At 75.2% G+C, this 11700-nt stretch carries 12 protein-coding genes; 10 read left to right on the forward strand and 2 right to left on the reverse strand.

The window, feature by feature from the left end:
- Positions 1 to 47: 47 nt before the first annotated feature.
- Both LC193_RS07600 and LC193_RS07605 read left to right on the forward strand, forming a co-directional pair.
- Positions 48 to 1385: a family 4 glycosyl hydrolase gene (locus LC193_RS07600; RefSeq protein WP_226072775.1), complete on the forward strand. Its 1338-nt coding sequence runs from the start codon at positions 48 to 50 to the stop codon at positions 1383 to 1385.
- A gap of 40 nt (positions 1386 to 1425) precedes the next feature.
- On the forward strand, positions 1426 to 2031 hold the full coding sequence (locus LC193_RS07605; protein WP_226072777.1) for a DinB family protein: 606 nt from the start codon (positions 1426 to 1428) through the stop codon (positions 2029 to 2031).
- Between the two features lie 25 nt (positions 2032 to 2056).
- On the opposite strand, the gene LC193_RS07610 is transcribed toward LC193_RS07605, so the two are convergent.
- Positions 2057 to 2965 (reverse strand): ribonuclease Z, encoded by a 909-nt coding sequence (locus LC193_RS07610; protein ID WP_226072779.1) that lies wholly within the window; start codon positions 2963 to 2965, stop codon positions 2057 to 2059.
- 4 nt (positions 2966 to 2969) lie between these two features.
- Positions 2970 to 3329, reverse strand: coding sequence for a histidine triad nucleotide-binding protein (locus LC193_RS07615; RefSeq protein ID WP_086160705.1), 360 nt, complete (start codon positions 3327 to 3329; stop codon positions 2970 to 2972).
- A 237-nt stretch (positions 3330 to 3566) separates the two neighbouring features.
- On the opposite strand from LC193_RS07615, the gene LC193_RS07620 reads away from it, so the two are divergent.
- From LC193_RS07620 to LC193_RS07655, 8 genes are all read left to right on the forward strand, one after another.
- Positions 3567 to 5108 carry a sodium-dependent transporter gene (locus LC193_RS07620; protein WP_226072781.1) on the forward strand — a complete coding sequence of 514 codons (1542 nt, stop codon included), beginning with the start codon at positions 3567 to 3569 and terminating at the stop codon, positions 5106 to 5108.
- Entirely contained in the window at positions 5108 to 5224 is a 117-nt protein-coding gene (locus LC193_RS07625) for a methionine/alanine import family NSS transporter small subunit (protein ID WP_226072783.1), read from the forward strand. The genes LC193_RS07620 and LC193_RS07625 overlap by 1 nt, the downstream gene beginning before the upstream one ends.
- Positions 5225 to 5357: 133 nt before the next feature.
- Positions 5358 to 6956, forward strand: a complete 1599-nt coding sequence (locus LC193_RS07630; protein ID WP_264086259.1) for a GTPase-associated protein 1-related protein — start codon at positions 5358 to 5360, stop codon at positions 6954 to 6956.
- A 47-nt stretch (positions 6957 to 7003) separates the two neighbouring features.
- Positions 7004 to 7678 carry a vWA domain-containing protein gene (locus LC193_RS07635; protein ID WP_226072787.1) on the forward strand — a complete coding sequence of 225 codons (675 nt, stop codon included), beginning with the start codon at positions 7004 to 7006 and terminating at the stop codon, positions 7676 to 7678.
- Positions 7675 to 8559 (forward strand): PP2C family serine/threonine-protein phosphatase, encoded by an 885-nt coding sequence (locus LC193_RS07640; protein ID WP_226072789.1) that lies wholly within the window; start codon positions 7675 to 7677, stop codon positions 8557 to 8559. The genes LC193_RS07635 and LC193_RS07640 overlap by 4 nt, the downstream gene beginning before the upstream one ends.
- Positions 8556 to 9917, forward strand: coding sequence for a protein kinase domain-containing protein (locus tag LC193_RS07645; protein WP_226072792.1), 1362 nt, complete (start codon positions 8556 to 8558; stop codon positions 9915 to 9917). The genes LC193_RS07640 and LC193_RS07645 overlap by 4 nt, the downstream gene beginning before the upstream one ends.
- 76 nt (positions 9918 to 9993) lie before the next feature.
- Positions 9994 to 10659: a HEAT repeat domain-containing protein gene (locus tag LC193_RS07650; RefSeq protein ID WP_226072794.1), complete on the forward strand. Its 666-nt coding sequence runs from the start codon at positions 9994 to 9996 to the stop codon at positions 10657 to 10659.
- Between the two features lie 3 nt (positions 10660 to 10662).
- Positions 10663 to 11673: a MerR family transcriptional regulator gene (locus tag LC193_RS07655; protein ID WP_226072795.1), complete on the forward strand. Its 1011-nt coding sequence runs from the start codon at positions 10663 to 10665 to the stop codon at positions 11671 to 11673.
- Positions 11674 to 11700 lie beyond the last annotated feature (27 nt).

Genomic DNA, 11700 nt, shown 5'->3' on the forward strand with positions numbered 1-11700 from the left:
GTCCGGCGGGCGGCGTGCTCCGTTGCCTCTACGGTACGTTCCGGACCATGAGGCTCACGATCATCGGCGGTGGCGGCTTCCGAGTTCCCCTGGTCCACCGGGCCCTGCTCACGGACGAGGCGCGGTCGGCCCCCGATCCGTGCACGCGGGTCACGCTGTACGACACGGACCGGGTGCGGGCCGGCGTCATCGCCTCGGTGCTGGCAGGGCAGGCCGACGGGGTGCCGGGGGCGCCCGAGGTGCGGGTGGCCGCCTCGCTCGACGAAGCGGTGCGGGGCGCGGACTTCGTGTTCTGCGCCGTGCGGGTGGGCGGCACAGCGGGCCGGGTGCGGGACGAACGGGTGCCGTTGCGGCACGGCGTGCTCGGCCAGGAGACCACGGGCGCGGGCGGCGTGCTGTACGGGATGCGCACGGTGCCGGTCGCGCTCGGCATCGCCGACCGGGTGCGCGAACTGGCCCCGGACGCCTGGCTGATCAACTTCACCAACCCGGCAGGACTGGTCACCGAGGCGATGGCCACGCGGCTCGGGCACCGGGTCATCGGCATCTGCGACTCGCCGGTCGGCCTGGTGCGCCGCGCGGCGCGCGCGGCGGGGGCCGACCCGGAGCGGGTGGGCTTCGACTACCTCGGCCTCAACCACCTCGGCTGGCTGCGCACCCTGACCCACCAGGGCAGCGACCTGCTGCCCGGACTGCTCGCGGACGACGCGGCGCTCGCGACGTTCGAGGAGGGGCGGCTGTTCGGCGGCGAGTGGCTGCGGGCGCTTGGCGCGCTGCCCAACGAGTACCTGCACTACTACTACTTCGGCAGGGAGACGCGGGCCGCGGCCGGGGCGGCGGACCTGACCAGGGGCGAGTTCCTCGCGGCGCAGCAGGAGGCGTTCTTCGCGGAGGCGGCGCGCGATCCGGGCCGCGCGCCGGAGTTGTGGGAGCGCACGCGGCTGGAACGGGAGGAAACGTACGGCGCGGAGGGGCGGGCGGCGTCCGGCGGGTGGCAGCGCGACAGCCGCGATCTGAGCGGCGGGGGCTACGAGCGGGTCGCGCTCGACCTGATGGCCGCCATCGCGAGCGACCGGCGCTCCCGGCTGGTGCTGAACGTCCGCAACGGGGGGACCGTTCCCGCGCTGCCGGACGACGCCGTCATCGAGACGGTGTGCGAGGTGACCGCCCAGGGCGCGCGCCCTGTGCCCTGCCTGTCCCCAGGACCCGCGGAACTCGGGCTGATGCTCCAGCTCAAGGCGGTGGAACGGGCCACGGTCGAGGCGGGCGCCACGGGCTCGCGCCGGGCCGCGCTGCGGGCCCTGGCGCTGCACCCGCTGGTGGACTCCCCCGCCGTCGCCGCGCGCATCCTCGACGAGCACGGCGGGCCGGGGGCGGGCGGATAATCCCTGGCGCGCGCCGGGCGCCGGGCGCGATGCTCTGGCCATGCCATCCAACGATCCCGGCGCACCCGACTCGCCCGACGCACCCGAACCGCCGCGCATCGTGCGGCGGTTCGGGTGGCAGAACCTGTTCGTCCACCCCGACGACGATCCGCGCCCCCAGGAGACCCACAGGGGCGAGCGCGACACGCTCGTCGGCTACCTGTCGGCCCAGCGGCTGACGCTGGCGATGAAGTGCGAGGGCCTGGACGCCGAGGCGCTGGCCCGGCGTTCGGTCGAGCCGTCCACGCTGTCGCTGCTCGGCCTGGTGCGGCACATGGCGGACGTCGAACTCAGCTGGTTCCGCCGGGTGATGGCCGGCGAGGACACCGAGCGGCGGTTCCGCACCGCGGCGGACAGGGACGCGGACTTCACCGGCGCGGTCGCGGACCCGGCGGTGGTCGAGGAGGCGTTCACCGTGTGGCGCGAGGAGATCGCGTTCGCGGAGCGGTTCGTGGCCGAGGCGCCCGACCTGGGCGTCACCGGAACGCTCGACAGTGAGCCGATCGAACTCCGCGAGGTCATCGTGCACATGATCGAGGAGTACGCGCGGCACAACGGCCACGCCGACCTGCTGCGCGAACGGATCGACGGCCGCGTCGGCGCCTGAGGCCGGCCGGGGGCCCGGGCGGGGGTCAGGCGCGGCGCGGCGGCACGGGGACGCGCATCAGGTCCTCCGCGACCGTCAGTTCGCCCGTGAACCCGGCGGCCCTGGCCTCGCGGGCGAACTCGGCCGGGTCGCCGTAGCGCTGCGAGAAGTGGGTGAGCACCAGGTGCCGCACCCCGCACTCGGCGGCGGCGCGCCCCGCCTGGCCTGCCGTGAGGTGCCCGTAGTCGTCGGCGAGCGCGGCGTCCCGGTCGAGGAAGGTGGACTCGATGACGACCATGTCGCAGCCCTCGGCCAGCGCGTGGACGCCGTCGCACATCCGGGTGTCCATGATGAACGCGAACGACTGGCCCGGCCGCGGCACGCTCACGTCCGCGAGGTCCACGCCGCGCAGCCGCCCCTCGCGCCGCAGCCGCCCGACGTCAGGACCCCGGATGCCGTGCGCGGCGAGGCGTTCGGGCAGCATGCGGCGGTCGTCGGGCTCGGTCAGCCGGTAGCCGAACGAGTCGATGGGGTGCGAGAGTTCGTGCGCGGTGAGGGTGAACTCGGCGGAGTGCGCGAGGACACCGGGACCGGAGACGGGGCAGGGCTCGACCCGCGCCCTGTCGTGGTACGCGGTGGCGTACCGCAGCCGGTCGAAGAACTCCTGCCCGCTGCCCGGGTAGTGGACGGCCACCGGGTGCGGCACCTGGTCGAGGCTGACGCGCTGGAGCACACCGGCCAGGCCCAGGGAGTGGTCGCCGTGGAAGTGCGTCACGCAGATCCGGGTCAGGGCGGTGGCGGTGACCCCGGCGAGCGTCATCTGGCGCTGGGTGCCCTCGCCCGGGTCGAAGAGGACGGTCTCGGTGCCCCAGCGCAGCGCGTAGCCGTTGTGGTTGCGGTGCCGGGTCGGCACCTGGCTCGCGGTACCGAGCACGACCAGTTCGCGAGCGGACACCGGGTCAGCCGGGGGGCCATTGCAGGCCACGGCCGCCCAGCACGTGGGCGTGCGCGTGGAAGACGGTCTGGCCGGCGCCCGTGCCGGTGTTGAACACCACGCGGTAGCCGGTGCCGTCCACGCCCCGTTCGGCCGCGACCTGCCCGGCCTCGCGCAGCACGTCGGCCGCGATCGCCGGCTCCGCGGCGGCCAGCGCGGCGGCGTCCGGGTAGTGGGCCCTGGGGATCACCAGCACGTGGCAGGGCGCCTGGGGGTTGATGTCCTGGAACGCGACCGTGGTCTCCGTCTCCCTGACCACCGTGGCGGGCACCTCGCCCGTGACGATCTTGCAGAACAGGCAGTCCGCCTCGGGCTCTCCCGCCATCGCCTGGCACTCTCCTCGCGGCGTCGTCGAACGCGTACGCACGGATGCTACCGCCAGGTCCCGACAGGGCCGCGCGGCGGGCGCGGGCGGCGGGCGGCCCGTACGCGCCGAATACCGCCGGACGCCGCCGAACCCCGCCGGACAGCGGTCGTGGAACGGCGGGGCGCCTGTCGGTACCGGCTGGTAGCGTGCGGCGGGTTGTTATACGGACGCACCGGACACTCAAGGACGCTCGACATGACCCAGGAACCCAGCCGGGAGCAATGGGGCACCAGAGCCGGCTTCCTGATGGCCGCCATCGGCTCCGCCATCGGCCTCGGCAACATCTGGCGCTTCCCCGCCGTGACCTACGAGAACGGCGGCGGCGCCTTCATGCTGCCCTACCTGCTCGCCCTGCTCACCGCAGGCATCCCCCTGCTCATTCTCGAATACACGCTCGGCCGCAAGTACCGGTCGTCGCCGCCGGGCGCCACCCGCCTGCTGGCGCGCCCGGCCGAGGCCATCGGCTGGTGGCAGGTCGCGATCTGCTTCGTGGTCGCCACCTACTACGCCGCGATCCTCGCCTGGGCGGTGCGTTACGTCGGCTTCTCGTTCGACCAGTCCTGGGGCGAGGACCCCGAGGGCTTCCTGATGGGCGAGTTCCTGAAGGTCTCCGACAGCCCGGGCGAGATCTCGACGTTCGTGCCCGGGGTCGCCTGGCCGCTGATCGCCGTGTGGCTGGTCGTCCTGGCCATCCTGATCCTCGGTATCAGGCGCGGCATCGAGCGGGCCAACCAGATCTTCATCCCACTGCTCGTGGCGTTCTTCCTGGTGCTCGTGGTGCGGGCGCTGACCCTCGACGGCGCGGACCTCGGCCTCGACGCGCTGTTCTCCCCGGACTGGGGCGCGCTCGGCGACGGCGGCGTGTGGGTCGCGGCCTACGGGCAGATCTTCTTCTCGCTGTCGGTCGGCTTCGGCATCATGATCACGTACGCCTCGTACCTGCACCGCAAGTCCGACCTCACGGGCTCCGCGCTGGTCGCCGGGTTCGCCAACAGCTCCTTCGAGATCCTGGCGGGTGTCGCCGTGTTCGCGACGCTCGGGTTCATGGCCGCCGAGGCGGGCGTGGGCGTGGGCGACGTGACCAGCAGCGGCGTCGGCCTCGCCTTCGTCGCGTTCCCGCAGATCATCTCCGAGATGCCGATGGGCGCGCTCTTCGGCGTGCTGTTCTTCGGCTCGCTCGTGCTCGCCGGGCTCACGTCCCTCATCAGCATCGTGCAGGTGGTCATCGCCGCCGTCGAGGACAGGACAGGGCTGCGCCGCGTCCCGGCCGTGCTGGTCGTCGGGGGCGCCATCGCGGTGGTCTCCACGATCCTCTTCTCCAGCGACAGCGGGCTGCACTTCCTCGATGTCGCCGACCACTTCATCAACCAGTACGGCATCGTCCTGGCCGGGCTCGCGACGGTCATCACCGTCAGCTGGGTGCTGCGCCGGCTGCCCGCGCTCCAGGAGAACGCCGACGCCACCTCCGCCATCGGCCTCGGCGTCTGGTGGCGGATCTGCCTGGGCTTCATCACGCCGGTCGTGCTCATCTGGATGATGATCGACAGCCTCACCGGCGAGTTCGAGGAGAACTACGGCGGGTACGACACCTCGTTCCTGCTGTGGGCGGGCTGGGGCGTCGCCGCGGGCGCGCTCGCCGTGGGCGTCGTCCTCTCCCTGGTGCGGTGGCGGCGCACTCCCGTCGCGCCGGACGAACCGCGACCGCCGCAGGACCGCACCACGCAGGGGAGCCGCTGATGTCCGCCTCAGCCATCGTCATGATGATCGTCACCATGGCCGTCGTGTGGGGCGGCCTGATCGCCGCGGTCGTGAGGCTGCGCCGCCACCCCGACGAACAGAGCCCGGAGATCTGAGCGTTCGGGACCGGTCCCGCGATTGGCCGGATATCCTCCAACCAATCGCGGGACACCGGCCGTCCTCTCGGGCATCCGACCGGTCCATGACAGGACGTGACCGGCGGGGCGGCTTCCGGAGGGGGAACGGCAGATGCACGGCGGCGGCGCCATCCGCAGACTGCGCTTCACCCTGGGCCGCGACCCGGTCACCGGCCGCGTCACCGCGGCCGCGGCCGGGCCCGGCGGTGCGGCCGGCGCCCTTCCGCCGGACGGCCCGCCGCCCGACGGCCTCCCGCCGCTGGTCGCCGCCGCCGCGCCGGCGGCGGCGGATGGCGGCAGCCTGGCCCACGCGGGACTGCCGGGCGGCGGCGGGGTGCTGTGCAGGACGCGCGCGGACGGCACCGTCGACGTCCTGTACCTGCCGCACGGCCCGGCCCGCGACCTGGGCGACCTGCTGCCGGCCGACCTGTGGGGCTCCCCGTCGTGGGACCGCCCCGGGTGGGAGCCGGCCGAGCCCGGCACCGACCTCACCCCCGAGGAGCTGGCGGCCTTCGCCGGCGCGCAGCACGAGCGGGTGGTGCCGTTCCTCTGCGACGTCTCGGCGCTGTTCGCCTCCCCCGCCGGCCGGCAACTCCTCGTCGTCGAGGAGACCCAGGCCGCCGTGGCCCGATGGGTCGCGCTGGCCTCGTGGTTCCTCGGCCGCCGCACCGGCGACCCGGCGCAGGCCAGGGCGCTGACGTTCACCACCGGCACCGACCGCCCGTTCGACGCGCCGCAGCAGATCGTCGGCGTCCATCCGGACGCGGGCCCGGGCCGCGAGGGCTTCGCGGCGCTGCGGCACCGCTACCGCGTGCACGACGGCGCCGGCGGGCCGCGCGCCGTGGACCCGCACGTGGACCCGCGCACGGCCAGGGCGGTCACGGACTGGCTGGCCGGGCTGCCCGGCGCCCCGGGAGCGGCGCCGCCACCGCCGCCCGCACCCGCGCCGCCGCCGTCACCCCGGCCGACCCCGGCCGAACCGCCCCGGGACGAGCCGCCGCCTCAGCCGCCCTCGCCCGAGCCACCGCCGTCACCCCAGCAGCCCCCGGCCGACCCACCGCCACCGCCCCAGCAACCGCCCCCGCCCGACGCGCTGGAACGGCTCAGGCGCGCCGCGCCCATCCTGCGCGGCGGCCCGCACCGGCTGCACGGCGTCGGCCTGTTCCGCATGCTGCGCGCCCGGCTGGCCGACGACGAGTTCGACGCGACCAGCCTCGCGGTGCTGTACGAGCTGGTGTGGGGCAGGGCCGACCCCGACCTGCCCGGCGCGCTCGAACTCGCCAGGACCTGCCCGCCCGACCTGCTCGTCGGCGCCCGCGTCCACCTCCGCCTGCTCAACTGGCTCACCCGCGGCGGGCCCGTCACCACCGCCCGCTGCGAACTCGCCGTGGAGCTGCTGCGGTACGAGCACGAGCTGCCGTTCACCTCCGCCTCCCGCGCCGCGGCCCGGCTGTTCGCCCTGGGCCGCGAGCTGGAGCCGGGCCGCGCGCTCGCCGCGGAGGCGGAACGGCACCTGCGCGGCGAGCTGACCCGCGGCGACTCCCTGCTGTCCAGGGAGGCGCGGGAGTGGGCCCGCCGGCGGCTGCGCCGGTGGGAGACCGGCGCCACCCTGCCCCCCTGGCCCGGGGAGGCCGCGGACCCGGGGAGCGCGCGGCACGCGCCGCCTCCGCCCGACCCCGCGCCGCACGTTCCGCCAACCGACCGGATCTGACCGCCTTTTCGGAGAGGTATCCCGTGAGCGACATTCCCGGTGGCCCCATGGCCAGCCGTCCCCTCCACTTCATCTGGCTGCTCGACTGCTCGGGCTCGATGGGGATCAACGGCAAGATCACGCAGCTGAACTACGCCATCCGCGAGGCCATCCCCGAGATGCGGAAGGCCGCGGACGACAACCCCGGCGCCGAACTCCTCGTGCGCGCCCTCACGTTCAGCGCCGGCGCCGCGTGGCACCTGGCCGAGCCCACCCCCGTGCACGACTTCACCTGGGACGACGTCCACACGCACAGCACGACCGACCTCGGTGCCGCGCTGCGCATGGTCTCCGAGGTGCTGAAGACGCCGCCCATGCCGGGCCGCGCCCTGCGCCCGGTGCTCGCGCTGGTCTCCGACGGGCTGCCCACCGACGACTGGCGCTCGGGCCTGCGCGCGGTGGACGCCACCCCGTGGGGCAAACGCGCCGTCCGCGTCGCCATCGGCATCGGCGAGGACTCGGACCGGGCGATGCTCAAGGAGTTCCTGGCCAATCCGGAGCAGGAGCCGCTGCGCGTGAACAACCCCAAGCAGCTCGTCGCCGCCATCAGGTGGGCCTCCACGGTCGCCGTCGCCACCGCCTCCACGCCCACCGTCGGCGGCGACCACCAGCTGGCCAAGCCCCTGGACCGCGCGCCCACCGTCACCACCGGCCCGGCCGGTGGCGACGACGACGTCTGGTGACCGCGGGACCCGGAGGCTTCCGGCTGCTCGCGCAGGGCGTGACGGGCCACGGCAAGGCGCACGGCCAGGACAGCCACGCGGCGTTCCACGGGCCGGGCGGCGCGGTGGTGCTCGCCGTCGCCGACGGCCACGGGGCCGCGCGCCACTTCCGCAGCGACCTCGGGTCGCGGTGGGCCACCGAGGAGTTCGCCGTCTGCGCCCGCCACTTCCTCGCCCGCGCCCACGGCGACGCGGCCGGGGGCCGGGGACAGCAGGCCGCCGGCGCGCCCGCTGGCCTGCCGGTGCTGCGCGAACTGGCGCGCGACCTGCCGCGCCGCCTGGTCCACGGCTGGCGGCAGCGCGTCGCCCGGCACGAGGCCAGCTCGCCGGCCCACGGGCGCGGCGGGCAGCCGCCCGCGTTCGACGTCTACGGCAGCACCGTGCTCGGCGCGGTCCTCACCCCTGAGCTGCTGGTCTGCTGGCAGCTCGGGGACGGCGACGTCACGCTGGTGTGGGAGGACGGCCCGCCGCACGCTCCGCTGTACGCGGGCCAGGACCTCGGCGACGAGACCGAGTCGCTGTGCCAGCCGGAGGCGTGGCCGCGCGTGCGCGTGCACTGGCAGCCTCTGACCGGCGGCGGGCCGCCGCCCGCCGTGCTGCTGTCCACGGACGGGCTGTCGAAAAGCTTCGCGGACCGCGACGGGTTCCTGTCCTTCGCGCGCGGCGTGCGCGACCGCGCCGCGGCGGAGGGCACCGACCGGGTGCAGGACCAGCTGGCCGACTGGCTCGGCCACGCGGCGGCGCACTCGGGCGACGACACCACCCTGGTGGGGGCCATCCCCGTGCCCGGCCGGGCGACGGGGCACGAACACGACCGCAGTGACGAGGGGAACGGGGCATGAGCGGCACGAGGACGACCAACGGGATGCTGGAGGCGGGCACCCGGCTGACGACGGAGCGCGGCGAGGAGGTCACCGTGCGCGGCCTCATCGGCTCGGGCGGGCAGGGGGAGGTCTACGAGGTGGAGGGCCCGGCCGGGCCGCAGGCGCTCAAGTGGTACTTCCCGCAGCTCGCCGACGCCCAGCGGTGGCGCATCCTGGAGACGCTGGTGGACCGCTCCTGGGGCGACGACCGCTTCCTGTGGCCGCGTGCCATCGTCGCGCAGCAGTCCCTGGCGAGCTTCGGCTACGTGATGGACCTGCGCCCGTCCCGGTTCCACGACCTGCCGGCGCTGCTGCGCCGGGACCCCGCGGTGTCCGCCGCGACCCCGCGTTCGCTGATCACCACGGCGCTGAACACGGTCGAGGCGTACCTCAGCCTGCACGCGCAGGGCATCGCGTACCGCGACATCAGCTGGGGCAACGTGTTCTTCGACCCGGTCAACGGCGACGTCCTGGTGTGCGACAACGACAACGCGGTGGTCGAGGGCGAGTCGGCCGGCATCGCGGGCACGATGAACTTCATGGCGCCCGAACTGGTGCGGCGCGACCCGGGCGCGGTGCCCGGCATCCAGAGCGACCTGCACTCGCTCGCGGTGCTGCTGTTCTACCTGCTGATGAACCACCACCCGTTCGACGGCGCGCTTGAGCTGCGCATCCACTGCATGGACGAGAAGGCGCAGCGGAAGCTGTACGGCACCGAGCCGCTGTTCGTGTACGACCCGCACCGCACGGCGAACCGCCCCGTGCCGGGCGAGCAGGACACCGTCATCGCGACGTGGGGCGTGCTGCCGCCGGTGCTGCGCGACCTGTTCGTGCGGACGTTCACCGAGGGTCTGAACGCGCCGTCGCGGCGCGTGCGCGAGTCGGAGTGGCGGGACGCGCTCAGCGCCGTGCGGGACGCGATCGTGCCGTGCGGGAACTGCGGCAAGCAGAACATGGCCGAGCCCGGCGGCGGCGCGCCCGAATGCTGGAAGTGCCGCCGCCCCGTGGGGCTGCCGCTGCGGCTCGAACTGGCCGCGGGCAAGGGCAGCCGCCGCACGCGCCGCGACGTGCGGCTGAACCGGGGCGCGGAGCTGTACGCGCACCACATGGCCGAGGACCCGGAGCGGCACGACTTCACCGCCGTGGTCGGCGAGGTGACGGCGCACCCGACGGCGCCCGGCCGGCTGGGGCTGACCAACCGCTCGGCGGGGCTGTGGCGGCTGCGGCGGGCCGACGGCCAGGAACTGGAGGTGCCGCCCGGCCGCACGGCCGCGCTGCGCCCCGGCGTGTTCCTCGAACTCGGCGACGGCGTCGAGGGCGTCGTCCGGGAGAGCTGACCCGCGCCCGCGCGGGCGGGCCGCTTGACCTTGACATCGTGGCAAGGTCTTCCCTGGGGGCGAGGAGGTGGTCACGATGACCCCGTCGAGAAAGAACGCGCCGCGTGCGCTCCTTGAGCTGGAGAACGGCGACCCGTCGGTCCGGTTGCGGGCCGCGCTCGCGGTCGGCTCGGCCCCCGACCCGGCGTTCGTCGGCACGCTCGTCGAGCGCTGCGCGGTGGAGCCCGAGTTCTTCGTCCGCGACATGCTGACGTGGGCCCTCACCCGCCACGCGGCGTCGGACACGGTCCCCGTGCTGCTCGGGGAGGTCCGCTCGGAGCGCGCGCAGGCGCGGAGCCAGGCGTTGCACACCCTGTCCAAGATCGGGGACCGGCGGGCGTGGCCGGCGATCACGCCGGCGCTGCTCGCCGACGCCGAGGACGAGGTGGCCCGCGCCGCCTGGCGGGCGGCGGTCGTGCTCGTGCCCGAGGGCGAGGAGCGCGCGCTGGCGGCGCGGCTGGCGGCGCAGCTGGGGCGCGGCGGGCACGAGACGCGGCTGAGTCTGAGCCGGGCGCTGATCGGGCTCGGGGAGGCGATGCTGCCCGCCCTCGGCACCGCGACGCAGCATCCCGACGCGGACGTGCGCGCGCACGCCATCGCCACGCAGCGGCTGTGGCGCGACCCGGACGCCGGGTTCCGGTCCGCGATCGAGGAGGCGAAGCGCGTCGTGGCCCTCGACGGGGCCCCTGCCGGGGGACAGTGAACCGTGCTGATCGGTGAGGTGGCGCGGCGTTCCGGGGTGAGCGCCCGCATGCTCAGGCACTACGAGTCGCTCGGCCTGCTGCGTCCCGCGGGCCGCAGCGGCTCGGGCTACCGGGAGTACGCGGACGAGGACGTCCGGCGCATCTTCCACATCGAGAGCCTGCGGTCGCTGGGGCTGTCGCTGCGCGACATCGGGCGCGCGCTCGACGACCCCGGCTTCGCGCCCGCCGAACTCGTCGACAGCCTCATCCGCGGGACGCGCGAGCGCATCGCGGCGGAGACCGAGCTGCTCACCCGGCTCCGCCGGATCGAGGCCGCGGAACCCGCCGGGTGGGAGGAGGCCCTGCGGATCGTCGCGCTGCTCCGGGCCCTGGCGTCCAGGAGCGCCGGGGAACGGCAGCGCGCGGCCCTGGCCTCGGCGCGGGACGGGTCCGGGTCCTTGCCGGTCGAGGCGCTGGTCGAGGCCGTGCTGCACGAGCCGGACCCGAACGTCGCCGGTGCCCTGCGCTGGGCCCTGGCGCGGTCGGGGGCGGACGGGCTCGCGCTGCTGGCGGAGGGGCTTGGCGCCCCGGCGGCCGAAGTGCGCGAACGCGCGGTCCTGTCCGTCGCCGAGATCCCCGGCGAGGAGGCGACCGCGCTGCTGAAGGACGCGCTCGCGCACCCCGACGCCCCGGTCCGGCGGCACGCGGCCCTGGCGCTCGGGGGGCGGGGGGTGGCCGACGCGGTTCCGATGCTCATCGGCATGGTCGTCGACGGGAGGAACGACGTCGACGCGGCCGACGCGCTCAGCACGCTGGCGGGTGATGCCGCGTCGGCGGACCGGATCGCCGCAGGGCTCGTCGAGCGCCTCGCCCACGCCGCCCCTGGGTCGCCCGCACGCGGGCGGCTGGCGCAGGCGCTCGCGTGCGTCCCCGGGGACGGCGCGGCTTCCGCCCTCGCCGCGCTCACGCGCGACGAGGACCGTGCCGTCGCGCTCACCGCCACCTCCGTGCTCCGGCGGCGCGCGGCGCGGTAGCGGCCCCTGGGCAACGCCCCGCACGGC

This window comes from Streptomyces marincola (assembly GCF_020410765.1).
Classification (GTDB): domain Bacteria; phylum Actinomycetota; class Actinomycetes; order Streptomycetales; family Streptomycetaceae; genus Streptomyces; species Streptomyces marincola.